The 18,322-nt window shown below is 39.8% G+C and carries 14 protein-coding genes and 1 CRISPR repeat array; of the genes, 6 read left to right on the top strand and 8 right to left on the bottom strand.

The genetic code is table 11. The annotated features are described in order from the left end of the window. Positions 1–316: 316 nt before the first annotated feature. Positions 317–889, top strand: coding sequence for a restriction endonuclease (locus tag EE116_RS02320; protein ID WP_241091615.1), 573 nt, complete (start codon positions 317–319; stop codon positions 887–889). A gap of 157 nt (positions 890–1,046) precedes the next feature. Further along, positions 1,047–5,813: direct repeats of the CRISPR family, unit length 30 nt; unit sequence GTTTCAAACTCCAACGGAGTAAATTTTAAC. A gap of 253 nt (positions 5,814–6,066) precedes the next feature. Continuing rightward, on the top strand, positions 6,067–6,237 hold the full coding sequence (locus tag EE116_RS12390) for a hypothetical protein (RefSeq protein ID WP_163028015.1): 171 nt from the start codon (positions 6,067–6,069) through the stop codon (positions 6,235–6,237). Positions 6,238–6,349: 112 nt separating this feature from the next. Here EE116_RS12390 and cas1 read toward each other — a convergent pair whose 3' ends face one another. The 8 genes from cas1 to EE116_RS02280 all read right to left on the bottom strand — a co-directional run bounded on the left by cas1 (position 6,350) and on the right by EE116_RS02280 (position 14,673). Further along, positions 6,350–7,348, bottom strand: coding sequence for a CRISPR-associated endonuclease Cas1 (gene cas1, locus EE116_RS02315; protein ID WP_122873073.1), 999 nt, complete (start codon positions 7,346–7,348; stop codon positions 6,350–6,352). A 66-nt stretch (positions 7,349–7,414) separates the two neighbouring features. Beyond that, positions 7,415–7,693, bottom strand: a complete 279-nt coding sequence (gene cas2 / locus EE116_RS02310) for a CRISPR-associated endonuclease Cas2 (RefSeq protein ID WP_122873072.1) — start codon at positions 7,691–7,693, stop codon at positions 7,415–7,417. A 6-nt stretch (positions 7,694–7,699) separates the two neighbouring features. Next, on the bottom strand, positions 7,700–8,200 hold the full coding sequence (locus EE116_RS02305; protein ID WP_122873071.1) for a CRISPR-associated protein Cas4: 501 nt from the start codon (positions 8,198–8,200) through the stop codon (positions 7,700–7,702). Next, entirely contained in the window at positions 8,200–10,398 is a 2,199-nt protein-coding gene (cas3, locus tag EE116_RS02300) for a CRISPR-associated helicase Cas3' (protein WP_122873070.1), read from the bottom strand. Before cas3 ends, EE116_RS02305 begins: the two co-directional genes overlap by 1 nt. After that, positions 10,376–11,086, bottom strand: a complete 711-nt coding sequence (cas5, locus tag EE116_RS02295) for a CRISPR-associated protein Cas5 (protein WP_122873069.1) — start codon at positions 11,084–11,086, stop codon at positions 10,376–10,378. Before cas5 ends, cas3 begins: the two co-directional genes overlap by 23 nt. Position 11,087: 1 nt before the next feature. Beyond that, positions 11,088–12,029: a type I-B CRISPR-associated protein Cas7/Csh2 gene (gene cas7b, locus EE116_RS02290; RefSeq protein ID WP_122873068.1), complete on the bottom strand. Its 942-nt coding sequence runs from the start codon at positions 12,027–12,029 to the stop codon at positions 11,088–11,090. 13 nt (positions 12,030–12,042) lie between these two features. Further along, positions 12,043–13,803 (bottom strand): TM1802 family CRISPR-associated protein, encoded by a 1,761-nt coding sequence (locus tag EE116_RS02285; protein WP_122873067.1) that lies wholly within the window; start codon positions 13,801–13,803, stop codon positions 12,043–12,045. 177 nt (positions 13,804–13,980) lie between these two features. Next, a complete protein-coding gene (locus tag EE116_RS02280) occupies positions 13,981–14,673 on the bottom strand; it encodes a CRISPR-associated endoribonuclease Cas6 (protein WP_122873066.1) in 693 nt (230 codons plus the stop codon). A gap of 144 nt (positions 14,674–14,817) precedes the next feature. Between EE116_RS02280 and EE116_RS02275 the strand changes: the two genes are divergently transcribed. The 4 genes from EE116_RS02275 to EE116_RS02260 all read left to right on the top strand — a co-directional run bounded on the left by EE116_RS02275 (position 14,818) and on the right by EE116_RS02260 (position 18,205). After that, entirely contained in the window at positions 14,818–15,990 is a 1,173-nt protein-coding gene (locus tag EE116_RS02275) for a MalY/PatB family protein (protein ID WP_122873065.1), read from the top strand. 214 nt (positions 15,991–16,204) lie between these two features. Then, positions 16,205–16,678 (top strand): cyclic pyranopterin monophosphate synthase MoaC, encoded by a 474-nt coding sequence (gene moaC, locus EE116_RS02270; protein WP_122873064.1) that lies wholly within the window; start codon positions 16,205–16,207, stop codon positions 16,676–16,678. Beyond that, a complete protein-coding gene (locus EE116_RS02265) occupies positions 16,653–16,916 on the top strand; it encodes an HP0495 family protein (protein WP_122873063.1) in 264 nt (87 codons plus the stop codon). Before moaC ends, EE116_RS02265 begins: the two co-directional genes overlap by 26 nt. 8 nt (positions 16,917–16,924) lie before the next feature. Further along, positions 16,925–18,205 carry a hypothetical protein gene (locus EE116_RS02260; protein ID WP_122873062.1) on the top strand — a complete coding sequence of 427 codons (1,281 nt, stop codon included), beginning with the start codon at positions 16,925–16,927 and terminating at the stop codon, positions 18,203–18,205. Positions 18,206–18,322: the final 117 nt, after the last annotated feature.

Below are 18,322 nucleotides of genomic sequence, written 5' to 3'. Positions count from 1 at the left end.
GTACGTATAATTAGTCGGTAAATTTTGCTATCTTTTGTAAATTTACCAAAGCACGCCGACTGCACTAGAACTCTGCGCGATTTGGTAAAATTTACCGTAAATACGTCGCTTTTATGTAGATTAATCCCGAATTTGAAATTCAAGCCTTTTGCTTTGCGCAGAAGTATCACTAAAAGCTCAAATTTTGGTTTATCGCTCAACGCGCCAAAATCAAAATGATACTGGTTTTTATTTTATTTTGAGATATTTTAAGTATAATTCTCATTTTAATATAATAATGAGAGTTTTCGCGATGGATTATCAAGGATTATTTTTATTGGCGCAGTTTTTAAACGAGAGAAAAAAGGCGAGTCGTAAGGAGATAGCGGAGTTTTTATCGAGCAAAACGGGTGCGAGTCAAAGCAAAACGGACGCGCTTTTAAGCATCATAGCAAATAGCCCTAAAATTCAAGCCTTGCCGCAAGAAAAAAGGATCATTTTAAAGACTTCGCGCGGGATTTACGAGATAAGCAAAGCCGGCGAAAAACTCCTAAAAAGCAAAAATGCTCGGCAAAATTTTGAAGCTTGGATTGACGGCGTTTACGACGAAACTAAGACGCAAAATTTACCCGCCCCCAAAACTAAAAAATACCTAAAAACCATCACTGCTCTCGTCGTCCACGAGATAAAGGACAAAATGATCGGCGAAGCAATCAAAAAGCCGATAGAGGCGATAAAAACGCTTGCGCTAAAGCTCATGAAAAAGCATAAATATTTAGGCAAATTTTATGCTTTTAGACACGTTTTTTTGGCGCTATTGGCTGCCAAGATCGCGTTTGACGTCGTCAAATTCTTTAAAAATCGCAAGCTAGAAAAACTGCTTGCAGGCAATCAACCGGTAGGCTGTTAGCTAAGTTAACAGAAAATCATAAATTATTTATTACAACTTTATTTTTGTCGCCCGTCTATAATCAATCGCACAGCATACTAAGCCGCAAAAATTGATTGCATCAAAACTCCAACGGAGTAAACGTTGACAAGGGTTATGAATTAACCTACACACTTGTGTTTCAAACTCCAACGGAGTAAATTTTAACTCCCGTAGTCTGTCCGACCTTAGAAGCAAGATTTTTGTTTCAAACTCCAACGGAGTAAATTTTAACATAGTCCTCGGCGTCCGTATCGTTTGGGAGCAAAAAGTTTCAAACTCCAACGGAGTAAATTTTAACTCTGGACAATCATCATCTCAAAAATCATTCGTACGGTTTCAAACTCCAACGGAGTAAATTTTAACCAGTTGTGTCCTTAAATTTTCCTTGTTCTATGTATTTGTTTCAAACTCCAACGGAGTAAATTTTAACGGGCGGTAGCCATCAAGCTTGAGAGCGATGAACTGTTTCAAACTCCAACGGAGTAAATTTTAACCAACGTCGAAATGAGAAAGCAGTTACTCGAAACCGGTTTCAAACTCCAACGGAGTAAATTTTAACGTTTCTGTCGAGTATGGTTATTTTTCTGCCGTCGGTGTGTTTCAAACTCCAACGGAGTAAATTTTAACTTTAGGCGTAGCTCTTAAATTTTGCGTCTGATAAAGTTTCAAACTCCAACGGAGTAAATTTTAACAAGGAGACGGTATTTTTCATTTCAAGGATTAGGCTTTGTTTCAAACTCCAACGGAGTAAATTTTAACATAAAATTGCGTGGATTTTTCAAGCTCTGAATATGCCGGTTTCAAACTCCAACGGAGTAAATTTTAACTCAAAGAGACTATATGCAAAATTTCTCTTTTGTAAAGTTTCAAACTCCAACGGAGTAAATTTTAACTTTTGAGTGCAGGCAGACTTCGCAGGCAAGATAACGTTGTTTCAAACTCCAACGGAGTAAATTTTAACTCTATTTGACGAAGCACAAACAGTATTGTTTAATAGTTTCAAACTCCAACGGAGTAAATTTTAACAATTTGGGTCATACAATATTCGTGGCCGTATTTTAAGTTTCAAACTCCAACGGAGTAAATTTTAACATAAATAGCGTATGCGGCCGCGTAAATGAGCTTTGTTTCAAACTCCAACGGAGTAAATTTTAACTAAAGTAGACGGCGGCAATATAACCGATTTGCAACTACGTTTCAAACTCCAACGGAGTAAATTTTAACCGGGCGAAATGGCGGGAATGTTTTACTACGTCGCGTTTCAAACTCCAACGGAGTAAATTTTAACCGTTATCGCAAAAAGCATCATAGCCCCAGCAACCCTGGTTTCAAACTCCAACGGAGTAAATTTTAACTTAAAGGTTTTCGTATATACGTCAAGCTCTATTAAAGTTTCAAACTCCAACGGAGTAAATTTTAACTTGCGCTGTAAACGCCCATATTGCGCCCTAAGTTAGTTTCAAACTCCAACGGAGTAAATTTTAACCAAACATCTCGCCCGTTTCGCTACGCGTTAGTTTCGGGTTTCAAACTCCAACGGAGTAAATTTTAACCCTTTGCCCCTTACGCTCGTTCGGTGCGAAACGCAAAGTTTCAAACTCCAACGGAGTAAATTTTAACGATGTTTTCAATAGAGATGATAGGGAAATGGATAGTTTCAAACTCCAACGGAGTAAATTTTAACATTTAAATGAGTTTAGAGCGATAGAACAATATAAATTGTTTCAAACTCCAACGGAGTAAATTTTAACAGGCGACTATATCGCAATCTTTTTCGAGATAGCAACGGTTTCAAACTCCAACGGAGTAAATTTTAACGCTTATGGTGCAAAATTCCAAAACGCCCTTACCAGCAGGTTTCAAACTCCAACGGAGTAAATTTTAACCCAAACTCGCTTATTTTGTAGGGGCATTGACCCTTGTTTCAAACTCCAACGGAGTAAATTTTAACTTGATTAGCCCCGCTCCATTTTTTGCGACCGAATTAGTTTCAAACTCCAACGGAGTAAATTTTAACTGCAATACGCGCGAGTAGTCTAAGAAAGCTATTTGCGTTTCAAACTCCAACGGAGTAAATTTTAACCAAAAACGCAAATCTAGGCGCGACTTCGCAAGCTTTGTTTCAAACTCCAACGGAGTAAATTTTAACTCTTGATACTGTGCTTTCATCTATACCGCTATCTTGTTTCAAACTCCAACGGAGTAAATTTTAACTCACAGCTTCTGTATGAATACCCGCCAAATTTGTGTTTCAAACTCCAACGGAGTAAATTTTAACCTTGCAGCTTATCTAGCAGGTCTTTTTGAATTCTGTTTCAAACTCCAACGGAGTAAATTTTAACCACGAATAACACTTTTAAGAGCGATGTTGAAAACAGTTTCAAACTCCAACGGAGTAAATTTTAACCGTTTTTTAAAAGACGCTGACCGCTCGGTTTTAACGTTTCAAACTCCAACGGAGTAAATTTTAACCTTGGCGTACCGCTTGAGGTAGCCAGTTTCGTACCGTTTCAAACTCCAACGGAGTAAATTTTAACGGTCTGGGTTGTTGTCAGGTTTGCAGTTTGGATTAGGTTTCAAACTCCAACGGAGTAAATTTTAACAGGAAAAAGAGGATAATCTTAGCAAAGAAACTACTATGTTTCAAACTCCAACGGAGTAAATTTTAACATTTAATCAAACTTTAATGTTTAAGCTTCTTACGTCGTTTCAAACTCCAACGGAGTAAATTTTAACTTAAGTCAGTTTTTGTTCCCTCAACAAATTTATTGTTTCAAACTCCAACGGAGTAAATTTTAACCGCTGTTTTTGTGTAGTGGTTTTGTTTATGCCGGAGTTTCAAACTCCAACGGAGTAAATTTTAACCTCATCGGGAACGGCGAAAAAGGTATTAAATACAGTTTCAAACTCCAACGGAGTAAATTTTAACCAAAAGCTTCCCCTAATCCATTTCTAAAACAAAAAGGTTTCAAACTCCAACGGAGTAAATTTTAACAAAGTTCCAATCGGCACGCCAGTCATAATAGATTTTATGTTTCAAACTCCAACGGAGTAAATTTTAACAACGAGCCGAGGGAATATGTCTGTTTATTTTAGAGAGTTTCAAACTCCAACGGAGTAAATTTTAACAGCAAGATAACGGCCAGGATAATGCCTACGTAACTAGTTTCAAACTCCAACGGAGTAAATTTTAACCCAATATCCAAGAGCAAGAAAGGCAACAAAGAGAACGTTTCAAACTCCAACGGAGTAAATTTTAACTAGGATAGAAATAGCTACAATGAATGCTTATCAAGACCAGTTTCAAACTCCAACGGAGTAAATTTTAACTTATGTCATTCCAAAAGAAAGCTTTGGCCACAACGTGTTTCAAACTCCAACGGAGTAAATTTTAACATCGCTCATCATTATGCTATATTCTTTACAAAGGTGTTTCAAACTCCAACGGAGTAAATTTTAACTTTGTTTGAGTCTAACGGCTTTTACTACGTCGACGCGTTTCAAACTCCAACGGAGTAAATTTTAACTTTTTACCTCACTGACACAAAGTTACAATTCGGTAATGTTTCAAACTCCAACGGAGTAAATTTTAACAAAGCTCTTAAGCTCATTATTCTCGGCTTTTAGCTCGTTTCAAACTCCAACGGAGTAAATTTTAACTGCGCGTGGAAATTGTATTGCGGCTTGTCGTTTTTGGTTTCAAACTCCAACGGAGTAAATTTTAACTAATACGCCTAAAATATAAAATACGAGTGCTAGAGTTTCAAACTCCAACGGAGTAAATTTTAACTAGGGGATTTTTCACCTATTTTTTATATTTAAAAAGTTTCAAACTCCAACGGAGTAAATTTTAACTTAATGCAAGAAGTCACAATCGCTATGATAAGCGGTTTCAAACTCCAACGGAGTAAATTTTAACAGATATCGGTCTTGTGTTCTTTTTTGACCACTGCAGTTTCAAACTCCAACGGAGTAAATTTTAACCGAAGCCAAAGATATCTTTTTGTCAAACTCTAAATTGTTTCAAACTCCAACGGAGTAAATTTTAACGACGACCTTATGAAAAACGGAGCTGGCATATTTTTGTTTCAAACTCCAACGGAGTAAATTTTAACCGACGCTACAAACACCGATCTAACGATGCAGATGAGTTTCAAACTCCAACGGAGTAAATTTTAACCTAAAAACTGCTTTGACTTTTTGCCGTATGGCTGCTGTTTCAAACTCCAACGGAGTAAATTTTAACTGCCGATAGAACACGGCGGCGCTATGCTGAATCTTGAGTTTCAAACTCCAACGGAGTAAATTTTAACTTTGTTGGCTTTGGAGCAGACGTAAATTCTATCCCCGGTTTCAAACTCCAACGGAGTAAATTTTAACTGAAATCTACTAGCCATTTGTTGTTCATTGATGAGTTTCAAACTCCAACGGAGTAAATTTTAACCACAACCTCATTGCCCGACGTGCTTTCAACCTCAGTTTCAAACTCCAACGGAGTAAATTTTAACATGAATACCAACATGAAACAGCCAAAAATAGGACATTGTTTCAAACTCCAACGGAGTAAATTTTAACACCATGAGCGAGCTAGTTATCAGAAAGATTATGGGCTTGTTTCAAACTCCAACGGAGTAAATTTTAACCTAATAGTAAGGGGTGCACCATTCTTGATTTTATATTGTTTCAAACTCCAACGGAGTAAATTTTAACATAGAAAGGGTTAAATTTGTATCGTGCTGGTAGAGTTTCAAACTCCAACGGAGTAAATTTTAACGTTAAAAGGCGACATAAAGGACGCAAAAGCGGGGCGTTTCAAACTCCAACGGAGTAAATTTTAACAGCGGAGGCCGACGGTCTTGGCTTGGCTGAGGAGGTTTCAAACTCCAACGGAGTAAATTTTAACAGCACCAAAATATACATTTTTAGGGCTATTAAAACTCAAAGTCTATATTTTTACGCCTTAAATTTGCATAAAAAGCAAAATAGTATCGATACGAAATACCCTAAATTTCATCATTTCTAAAATCTTAGAAAAAGCTTTATCGACATAGTTTAGATTTAAAAAGGGCACTTAGAAATCAAATGTCCCGTTACGGTAAGAGCAAATTAACAACATTCAACCCGCTATAGCGATCAAAGCAAATTTTATAAGTCGAGTGCATTTTATATTTTATCACAAACATCCAAAGCAAAATCACAAACGCCGTTTTAGTGCAAAAACCAATACCGCGGCAAAGACGCATAAGTCAAATTTGATGCGAATTTTCTCAACGCTGGGAGCAAAACAACCAAAGACGCATAAGTCAAATTTCGTCGCAAATGCGTAACGATTTTTGCGCAACATTTTTGGCGTGAGTTTTTATGAAATCGTGCTGTCACAATCAAATCATCAAAATGCAAGCAATACCCTTTGTTGCCCCCGCCGACAAAATATCAAATTTACCCCCACTTAAATCCCTCATAAGGCGCATCCTCGCAGATACATTTCTTGATCTGATTAGCCTCGCGGCGGATCACCTGCCGCCACGTGAGGTTTTGCCCGTTTAGGCAGATCGTTTCACCAAGCCTCGCGATCATTTTTAGCTCGATCTTTTGCACGGCGTCGTTGCTAAATTTTATCCGCCCGGCGTCAAATTGGAAGTCCTTTGCGGTGATCTCCTTTTTATTTAGCATATTAAAAATCAGCGTATCGCCCAAAATCGGCTTAAAAATCTCCGCAAGATCGAGGTGCAGGCTCAGCGCGCGGTAGTTTGGCTCGTGCAAAAAGCCGATGCGTGGATCAAGCTCGGTTTTGTAAATTTCGCTGAGGCAGACGTTATAAATACGCGTATTTACGTAGCTTATGAAGCTGTTGATTTTATCGGCGGGCGGGCGCTTGGAGCGGACGGTAAATTTAAAGCTTTTTTGATCCGCGATTATCTCGTTCCATTTTTCGTAGTAGAGTTTTTGAAACGCCCCTTCTACCGCCATTATCGCAGGCACATCCGCGGCGGCGTTTAGCGCCTCTATGTGGGGCGATACGTCAAATTTCACGCCGTGTTTTTTGCAGTTTGACGCGTCGTTTAGGATGTGCGCGCGAGTGATCTCGCGGGCGATGTAGGTGCGCTTAAGCGGATCGTCAAAAGCGCGGACCTGATTTAGCAGCACAAAGCCGCTTTTATTGACCGAGTTTGAGGTATTTGGATAAAAATTACCGCGAAAGCTCTGATACGGGCTAAAAACGTGCAAAAGGACGTTGTTATCCGCTAAAAACGCCATAGTGTAGGTATCGATCTGCACTTTTGCCAGCACGTAAATTTCATCGATCGCGTTTATCGGCAAAATTTTACTAGCGGCAACCGCGCCCGCATCGTCAAATTTATCAAAATAGATATTGTTATCTTGCCTGCGAAGCCTGCCTGCGCTCAAAATAAAATGCGTCCTGTCGCTTTTTTGCATCTTTTTTCCTTAAATTTAGCTGGGATTTCAAGCGCCGCCAAACTCGGCAAATTTACGCGAGCAAATTTAACTAAACAGCGCGCCGCTTTTATCCTGTCCGATTACGATACGCTTGGAATACTTAAGCGAATTAAACGTGTAAATCACGATAGAATCGAGCTGCGTAATGCACTCTTTTTGCAAAATTGCGGTTAGTTTTTTAAAATCGCTCTCGCGAATCTCACCTTCAAAAACGGAAAACTGCACGCGCGGCAAAAACTTCTCGACCGCCTTTCTGATGCGGTTTGCGTTGTTTTTCTCTTTTTGCTCGGCGCCGGCGATGTCATAAAATAAAATCACGTACATTTTTATCTAGCTCACGCAATATCCGCTATAAGCGCAGTTTGCACAAAATTTGCCCTGCGTAAATTTCGGCGGCCGCTCCATGTTCGCAAGCGCCGTTATCTCGCTTAAAATTTGCTGGGTTAAAGCGAAATTTTCGCTACTATCCTCCACCAAAATCACCTTTTTACCGCTGATTAGTTTACCTTTTACCTCTTTTAAATTTAAGCCCGTCTTTAAAAGATAGACGTAAAAAAGTAGCTGCATCTTGCCCGCAAGCTCGTTTTTTAGGCTCTTTTTGTATTCGGTGACGAGGTAATGTCCGCGCTGCTTGGAAAGTTTGTCGAATTTCAAATTTGAAAATGCAAAGTCCTGCAAATCGCTCTCTTTGATCTCCGCCAGCGCCTTGCCCATCAGCACGTTTTCATCCTCCTGATCGGCGTGGATATGATGCGCGTAAAGCCACGCCTCACGCTTACAGGTGACGTAATAATTCACAAGCGTGCCGGTGATTTGGTCTTTGCAAAACATTAGTCGAATACCTCATCCGTGATGTCTAAATTCATATCTTTTTTAAGCCCGTAATCCGTGCTATAAAAATAAGACGAACCAAATGGCAGATAAAACATATCTTTTAGTCCGCGTATTTGCCTTAAATTCGGTAATAATTTCTCTTTATCTTTTAGTGTTACGTTTATGCTAAATTTCGACAACTTTCTGATGTGGTTTTTTAAAATATCTCGTATCGTAAATTCGTCATTTGAGCTATTTTTAATTTCAAGAATTTTAGCTTCAAAATCCTTGATAAAATTTTCTTCGGGCTCGATTATTAGCGTCTGCTTGTGATTGTCCTTCATAATTTCTTCGATTTTTTGATTTATATTTTCGAATTCTAGCTTTTTTATCTCGCTTTCTATATATAAATTTTCCAGTTGATCGCTGATTTTTTGAAAATACAAATTTGAAATTTCTAAAATTTCGCTCTCTCGCACCTCTCTTTGCCTAAAATTCTCCAAAATAGTTCCGCTTACTTTATACAAATCACCGTAGATAGATTTTGTAAATTTACTTATTTCAGGAAAGACGTATAGCTCTCCGCAAATTTCTCCAAAATGCCTATTTACGCGCCCCGCGGTCTGTATGACCGAGCTAATGGGCGAGACTTCGCGAAATCCCACGTCAAAATCAAGATCCACTCCAGCCTCGATAGACTGCGTGGAAATTAGTAAAATTTTACTCGCAAGCGGACCAACTTTACTTTTATCTATTGCGCACCTTACCGCCTCGATAGTAGCGCGTTTGTGATCATCATACATATATCCGTTTAAGCAGAAGCAGCTAAATTTATCCTTTAGTTTTACGAATAACTCCTGCGCTTTTTTGATCGTATTTACGACGACGAGGGTATTTTTATCGCTTGCGGTCTCGCAAATCTTTTCTAAAAGATCCTCTTCGCCGCTTATATCAAGCCATTTTATGACGTATCTATCCTGTTTTGAAAAATACTCTAAATTTGAAATTTCTTTAAAATTTTCGCTTTTAATAACCGGCATCGTCGCCGACATAAATATAAAAATAGTGTCAAGCCGCCGCGAAATGATCTCGCAAAGCAGGATAAAATCTTTTCTAAAATTATATGGGATCGCTTGCGCCTCGTCGATGATGACGACGCTATTTTTGAGCTGATTAAATTTGACGTTGTCTTTGTTTTTATTGCCAAATAGCGCAAATATCAGCTGATAAAGAGTAGTTATATTTATCTCGCCGCTAAAAGATTCCATCAAAAATTTGATCTTAGAATACCTATCCTCCTCGGTTAGATTTTTTTCATCTATCGTCGTTTTGTGGTGAGCCTTACTAACCGAAATATCGCTATTTTTATAAATTTTTGCGATAATATCGTAGGTCTGATCGATTATCGAAGTGAAAGGAAGCGCATAAATTATGCGAGATTTATTAAATTTCAAGGCAAAATTTAGAGCAGTCAAGGTCTTGCCGTAGCCCGTAGGCGCAGTCAAAGTAAAAAGTTTGTGATTTTCGTCAAAGTTGTTTAAAACAAAATTTCTAAATGTATCTCGCTTTTTATTTGGCGGTAAACTTTGGATATCACTCTCTAAAACATCTATCGGTATATTTTTAGTTTCCTGTTTTGGCATGCTAAAGATAGCCTCAAATTTATCGCTATAAACCAAATTTGAATATAGGCTTTTGAAATTTATGAAATCCTCATAAGTAAATTTGTGTTTATACTGCAATAAAATTAAGTATCGGCGAAGCTTTTCCGCTCTATCTAAAAACTCATCCTTTTTTGTAGATAATCCCGAATAAACCTGGGTATTTTTTGCGGCATTAGCTACTTCTTCCCAGTACTCTAGCTCTTTTGAATTTTTAAAAAATTTATTAGCATCTCGAGCTAATGTCATTAAATTTACCGCGTCGCCGTGGTGCGAAACAATAACAAGAAAACCAAATAGAGTCGGCATTTCATCAAATTTTGAGTTTAGCAAGAAAAAATATGCCGACAGAAATGAGTGATTTTTATCCAGCTTATCGTTTGAGGTATCTCTGATGTAAATTTGAAAATTATTTTTTAGTTTTGCGATGTCGTGATAGAGTTTGACCTGCTTATCCAGCTCTTCATCGCCAGCAGAGATCATATTTTTTATATGATTTTCTAAAAGTTTATTTGGATGAGACCAAAACTCGTCAAATAAAATAGACTCTTTCATTGTTTATCTGATATATATTTCCGCGATTTTTAGATTTTATAGCTTCTTTGCCGTTTATTTCCATTACAAAGTCTCTAAAATCTTTAAAAATTCGTCCATTTTCGCAGTCGCAAGGCATTCTAGCCGTAGTTAATTTCGCATTTTCATTAATACCATCAAAAACAAAGTCGTCCATAAGTGTAAATGTATATATAAAGCTTTCATCTTGCGATATTTTTTCGCATATTTTTATATCGATCCAGCTAAAATCGGCTATACAAAAGTTTATCCCAAGATACGGCGTAAAGGCGGTTTTATGCTCTTTTAAATTTGAAATTATCTTATCCCGATATCTTTGCTCTAAATTTTCTAAATTTAAAAATACGATATAAGACGGCGAGCATATGAGCTCTCTGTAAAACTGCTTTTTCTCCTTTGCGTTTTGGTAGCCTTCCTCTATGTGCATATTGCTTGAGAGGGCAAATTTTATGCCGTTAAAAACAAAACTCTTTTTTAAAATTTGCCTATCTATTTTTACACTGTATTTGATGCCAGATAGCTTAAAATACTCCTCCTCGCCTATAACGGCGCCTAAAAAGCCCATTATAGCGGTCTTTGGCGGCACCGGATAGGTTAGACTAGAATAAATCGTCGCTGGATGCGAAAAATGAGCGTAATCGCCGAACAATCTAAAAGCAATAATGCTCATTTTACGCCTCTATCTTTTTCCAGCTACTGTCAAAATTTTCTTTGTTTATCGCTTCAAAATCATAATCGCTCATATACTCTATTTTTTCTATATTTGCGACATATCTTGCGAGTTTATTCTTTAAATTTGTGAAGTCAATAACGTATTCGTTGATACTTCTTATCGCCCTATCTTCTTTTTCGCTTTTTAGGCTTATACTATTATTTAGATCGCCCGCAAACGTATCGTCTTTATACGTGATGATTAGCATAAACCTTGGAGTCTGGCCGATTTTGGAGCGAGTTGTTAAATTTTTAGTGCCGTGCCACAAAGCTTTTAAAATTTTAGCCTCATCGGCTTCGTTAAAGCCGGTTTTTGCCGCATTATAGTTATCGATAACGCCGTAAGTAGCAAAAATAGCGTATTTTAAAAATTTTTCCTCTCTAAAAGTCGCTTGATCTTTTTGTTTTTTAGGATCGTTTGGATCGTAATCGCTAGCAAAAGCGCCGGTTCCTCTTACGTGCTCTATCTCAACCTTGTTTAGGGATTTGCTTAATCTAAACTGTACCGGCCCCGTAAACTGAACGCCTGCGGTTTTTATCTCTTTATCCTGCTTCATCTCGTCTTTATCCGAAATCGGCAAGACGCCACCAAATGCGCGAATATCGATAAATTTAGAGAGAATTTCTTTTTGCAGTTCGCTTTTACTTTGCCTTATGTTTATGCTTTGTCTGATCGCCGTTTTAGCGTCCAGCACGGCATCTTCTATCCTATACTCCTTTATAAAAATCGACGCCTCGTCTTTTTTCATAATTTCGTCTCTAATAGTTCTTTTTATGCGCACGTCCGTTACTTCGGCTATGCCGGTTTCATCATCATACCTAGGAGCGTTATCCTTTAGCATATCGCCGTTTGGATTCCAATTCTCTCCGTCCCACAAAAAAAGTATCTCTTTTTTTTGCATCTTATTCTCCTTTTTATTTTGTCTTATCTTTTAGAAATTTGCGATAATCGCTTCCGCCCATAGCAAAAGCAAGCGTGGTATGTGAGCTTTTTACTATCTTGCCTTCTCTAGAAAAGACTTGCGGTAAAATTTCAATCAAACACTCTTTTATATTTTCAACGTTAGAATTTGGTTTGCCAGAAGCAGCCTTAAGCTTTCTAATCATCTCATCGCCCTTGGTCCAAATTCGCTCCAAATTTTCCCTGCTTATTGAGCCGCAGTTATCAAGCCAGTTGCTAAACGATACGCCGCCATTAACGCCAAATTGCCAGTTTATCAGGGCTGCGCTTAGCATACCGAGCAAATAAGCGCTAATGAGCGCATCGTTTTGATTTAAAAATTCGCTATTTTTTATTAGCTCTTTAATCAGTTCTTTTTTATCGGTTAAATTTTCCAAATCGCACTCCTTTTGAAACACTAGTTTTTTATTTAACACATCGATCTCGTTAAAAAAATTCTGATATTTTTTAATAACATCAATCGTTCTTTGCCTATAAAAATCGTTAAAATACTTACTCCACTCTATTTTCTCCGCATAGTCCTTATTGACGCTACCATAACAAATCAGATCGCTATATCTTTCTATCATAATTTCTAAATCAAATTTATTTCGCGACAACAAAAAACTCATCACGCTTAGTCTATCTTCAAACAAATTTTGCAAATAAATCGTTTCATTGGTTCCGCTGTTTTTTTCGTAGAAAGCTTTAATATCAAAATTGCCCATTAAATTTGAAATTTTAGAGATAAAAGAGGGCAAAACATCATCTATCGCAAGCTTTAAATCGATAGCAGCATTGCTTTGCGTATAAAATAAAATCGTATTTAAAACAGGTAATTTTTCCTGTTTTTTAGCGGCGATTTCGAGATAACTGTTTATACTTATGGCTTCTTCGGCCATCTCAATATTTTTCATATCGCTTTTTGAAGTTTCTTCTAGTATTTTTACAATCTCTTCTAAATTCACCGAGCCATCTAAAATCGTCGGCAAAATCGCCATTTTCATACCGTAGAAATTATGCGATAGCTTATCTTTTATCGCTTTAAAACCGTTTTCTACCTTTTTTGCGCTAATAGCGTTTAACGGCAGGAGTTTTGATTTGATAAATTGCATATTTGCGGGCATCTCATTTACCGAACAAAATGCCAAATTTGCATCACCGCCGATACCTTTTTCATTTGTTAAAATATCGTATCCATAGGACGATTTTTGCTCTTTTACGCTGATATGATTTTCAAAAACTTGCTTAAAATAGGCAGAAACGGGCTTGCCCTTGTATGAGAGCGAGAAAAAAGTGGCGACTTTTTTGCCTTTTTCCTTTTTTATCTCATCAAGGCCTTTGATCTCATCTATAATATCGGCAAAATATCCTTCATTTATGCTGGGTAACATAGACAAAATAGCCTCTTTTTCTATATCGCTCGGCTCAAAACACGAGAGCAAATTTGAAACCGATCTCAAAACGCCTTTTGTAAATTTAGCTTCGTCTTTATTTACTTCTTTGGATAAAAATTGAGAATTTGGAAAAAGATTACCGGAATTTGCGCCTACGCCAAATCTACATATTATCAGATCGTCTTTGCTTATGTTTAAATTCGGTTCTATTTGCTTGGTTTCTATGTCACAGAGATATACTTTGATCGCGTCGTATTTATAGGCTTCGTTTTTGAGACGCTTTTCGTCTTTTTGATATATTTCGCCTATGTCGGCGAAAATTTTAACTATATCGCCCAAAATATTTTCCTTAAACTTATTTCTCGTATTTTACTCTAATTTATTTTTAAAGTCAATGTTATTGTAATTTTAAATGCAGAAATATTTTTATGGTTTGCTTTTTTATTCATATTTTTATAAAATAACTTATTGAAAAGCAAGTTCCTCTTATCCTTGAAGGATTTTAAATTTGTATTTTTATATGCCTTGCTTTTCTTCCATCGCCTCCACAAACCCAGCTCCGCAGTTCATACATCCGCTTCCGACGCCGGCATCAAGGATCAAATTTATAAGCTCTGGCTGTGCGCAAATTTTCCATTTCGCTTGCCAAGCCTGAACCGGTGAGCGATTGTTGCCGTAATAAAAATTAAACGGATTTTGCAAATTTTGCCAGAGCAAATTTAGCTCAAATTTGCCGTCGTATCTGCGCCCGGTAAGCGTTTCAAATCTTTGCAAGGCATTTGTTTTCATCATCTCAAGATGCCTGGAATCTTGCGGTTGCAGATAAATTTTATGCCCCAAAAGCCCGCCTACCGCGCATGCCACACAGCCTTGTAGCACCGCTTCGCTTTGCGTAGTTCTATGTTCGCTCACCGCCACCGCCATATCGCACAAGCAAAGCTCGCCTAAGTTTAACCCGTCTTTTAGCACGGCAAGCGCGATTATTTTTTCAAATTCCGGCTCATAAGAGGTAAATCTAATCCGCAAATTTGCACCATTTAAACGAAAATCGAAATTCGTTCGTTTAAAAATTTTACCGCTTGGCTCGTGCCTATATCCTTCGTGCTCGGCGCTTGGCAGATAGCGGTAAATGTAGCCTTGGATGAGCTGAGGCAATGCCTTTGAAATTTTTAAATTTGCGCTCGGCAAACGTGAGGTTATCGTGAGCATTTGCGTCCTTGAATTTAGTAAATTTTAGACGTAATTATAAAAAATCTCGTATTAAAAATCGGTTTTGCGCAAAAGTGCGTCGAAATTTCAAATTTTACCAGTCAAATTTGCTAAAATATCCTAAAAATCACGCAAGGAGAGCAAATGAAATACGATTTTGACGCACCAGTAGAGCGAGGCGGGACGTATTCGTCAAAATGGAAAACGAGCGGCGACGAGCTGCCGATGTGGGTGGCGGATATGGATTTTAAGGTCGCACCCGAAATTTTAAAAGCGCTGCAAAAGCGCCTGGATAACGGGGTTTTTGGCTATTCGTACGTGCCGCAGGAGTGGAGCGAGGCCATTTGCTCGTGGTGGAGCAGGCGCCACGACGTCAAATTTGACCCGAGCTGGCTGATTTTTTGCACGGGCGTGATCCCGATTATTAGCTCCGCCGTGCGCAAATTTACGAGCGTGGGCGATAAAATCGTGATCCAAAGCCCCGTCTATCACGTCTTTTACCGCAGTATCGAAAACAACGGTAGGATCGCGCTCGCAAACGAGCTAGCCTACGACGGGCGCGGCTACGATATTGATTTTGCCGACCTAGAAGAAAAGCTCGCCGATCCGCTAACTACGATGTTTATCCTTTGCAACCCGCACAATCCCGTAGGTAAAATTTGGAGCGAGGAAAAGCTAGCCAAAATCGGCGAACTATGCGCTAAGCACGGCGTTTTGGTGATATCTGACGAGATACACTGCGACATCACGAGTCCCGGCAAAAGCTACGTGCCCTTTATCCGCGCGAGCGAAACTTGCAAAAACATCTCGATCACCTGCGTTTCGCCGACTAAAGCCTTTAACATCGCAGGCCTGCAAAGCTCCGCCGCCGTGGTGCCAAACCCAAAACTGCGCGCCAAAATGGCAAAAGCCATCAACGACGACGAGGTCGGCGAGGGCAATGCGTTTTCTTGTATCGCGGCGATCGCGGCGTTTGAACGGGGAGAAGCGTGGCTCGAGCAGATGCGCGAATACGTAGAGCAAAACCGCAAAATCGTAAGCGAGTTTTTGCAAAACGAACTGCCGCAGATCAGGCTTGTAGAGCAGGACGCCACGTATCTGCTCTGGCTTGACTGCCGCGAAATTTGCGACGACGCGAGCGATTTTCATAAGTTTTTACGCCAAAAAGCGGGGCTTTGGCTAAACGACGGCAACGCGTATAGAGGTGCCGAGAAGTGCTTCCTGCGCCTTAACATCGCCACGCAAAGATCGCGCGTGCTGGAGGGGCTAAAACGCCTAAAATCAGGCGCTCTAGCCTACGCGAAAAGCAGGCAATAATATATTTACGAAAAATTGGGATAAAATTTAGACCTTTTTGGTATGATTTGCGCGTCCGACAAGAAAACCTCCTTTTTGTAACGGCGCCTCGGCTCCCCCTGCCGAGGCGTTTTTGTCTTATTCATTAAGCTTTTTTAGTTATAATCCTTCTCATAAATTTACTCCGCCTAGCTCAAATTTAAGCAAATTTAGCGTTTCAGGCGAAAGGACGAAAATGCTAACTCACATAGACGAAAACAACCGCCCCAAAATGGTCGACGTAAGCGACAAGGGCGTAACTACGCGCATAGCCGTAGCAAGCGGCATCATAAAAATGTCGCGCGAAGCCTTTGACGCGATCAAAAACAACACGGGCAAAAAAGGCCCCGTCCTGCAAACCGCCGTCGTAGGCGCGATAATGGGCGCAAAAAAGACGAGCGAACTCATCCCGATGTGCCATCCGCTGCTAATCAGCGGCATAAACTGCGACATCGAGGAGTTAGAGGGTATCTGCGCCTACATGCTAACCGTTAGCGTCAAGATAGACGGCAAAACAGGCGTCGAGATGGAGGCGCTAACAGGCGTTAGCGTCGGTCTCCTAACGATCTACGATATGATAAAAGCGATAGATAAAACCATGCAGATAACAGATATCGCGCTAGAAAGCAAGAGCGGAGGCAAAAGTGGCGACTACGTGCGATCTAAATAAAGAACCAGAAATCATCTATCCAAATTTTTGGGAATACAAAATCATCGTGCTCGAAAACGAAAACGCCGAAGCTATCGCGCAGGGCGTCGTAGGCGAAAGGCAGCACAAGATAACGCCGTCAAAATCGAGCAAAGAGGGCAAATACAAAAGCTACAATCTAAGCGTTTTGGTTAATTCTAACGAGGAGCGATTAGAGATATTTTCCGCGCTAAGACGCGTTTGCAAATACGTACTATAAGGACTTTCATGCAAAATTTAGTCTTCATCCAAACCATAAAAGAGAACAAAAACGACCCGCAAATTTCCGTTTTGATAAGGGAATTTGCGCTAAGCGAGTTTAGAAAAAGCGTCAAAGGCGCAAAAAACGGCGACGCAAACGCGGCTCTGGCTAAAGAGTTTGAGCAAATTTGCGAGGCGCTAAAGAGCGAGGATCTGCTAAACCGCCAAAACGTCGCCAACCTCATCCAAAGCGCAGGAGACGCACTTAGCGAGGCAAAAGAGCAGTACATCCACCGCCTAATCTACGAAAAAGAGCAGATCGAGCGTCAAATTTACGCGCAAAAAGACGAGATCAAAAACGACGTGCGCGAGCTGCTTGAAAATATGGAAAATTTCATCAAAAACAGCGACCTGGCGGATAAAGAGGAAATTTTAACTGCGATAGACGAAAAAATGCTCTGCGAACTGCAAATGCTAGGCATCCTAAAAGAAACTACCGAAGCGGCGTTTCTAACCGCGATCGAAAAGGGCGACGACGTGAAAGATACGGTGGAGCAAATCGCAAAAAACGTCGTGCTTAGCGCGATAAACGAGGGCGAAGCGAGCAAAGAGCGCATCCTGGATATCGCAAGAACGGTCTGCGAGGCGGCGAGCGAGATAGCGGGCATCGATCAGGCCTTTGCCAAAGAGCTAATCAGCGGCGCGATCGGCGGCGTAAAAGAGGCGCTTAGCAAGAGGACGGAGAAGTTTATCGAGGAGATCAAATTTGCCCCGGACAGTCAGACGCTGCTAGGCGAAGCTAAAGAATTTATAAGGCTTGAGGAGAGATTCGTAGCGATGCTGCGCGATATGGCGCGCTCAGAGGAGCCGTCTGCTGCCGTGATAAACGAAATCCTAGACGAGTCCGTCGATAGCTACTTCGCCAAATTTAAGCGCCTGCAAAACGACGTTTCCCGCCAGATCGAGCTTCAGCTAGAAGAGCTAAAATTTAACGAAAATATCGATAAATTCGCGAGCCTTGCGGGAGCTAAATTTGAGGAGTTAAAGCGCGAAGTAACTCAAGCCGGCGATAAATTTAAAGAAAATTTTAATGCCAAAGAACGCCTCGAAGCGCTCAAAAAAGATATCGGCGACTTTGAAAAACGAACGCAGGAGAAGCTAAGCGCGATAAATGCGAGCGAGATCGGCGAAAATCTCAAATCAAAATCAAAAGAACTAGGCGAGAAGCTCTACAAATCCGCCGAAAATCTCATAAAAACCGCCAAAGAAAAGATCGGCAAAAAAGATGATGAGAAAAAGGACGAGTGAGCTAAATTTGGGCGCGTATGCTTAAATTTGCGCCCGGATTTTACTTGTTTATTTGGACGGCGGCAAATTTGACGCGGTAAATTTACGCCCAAATTTGACTCCGCCAAGACGCCGCGA

Source organism: Campylobacter showae, from assembly GCF_900573985.1.
Classification (GTDB): Bacteria; Campylobacterota; Campylobacteria; order Campylobacterales; family Campylobacteraceae; genus Campylobacter_A; species Campylobacter_A showae_E.
The sequence above is the reverse complement of the archived record's forward strand: the minus strand, read 5'-3'. Positions and strand labels throughout refer to the sequence as shown.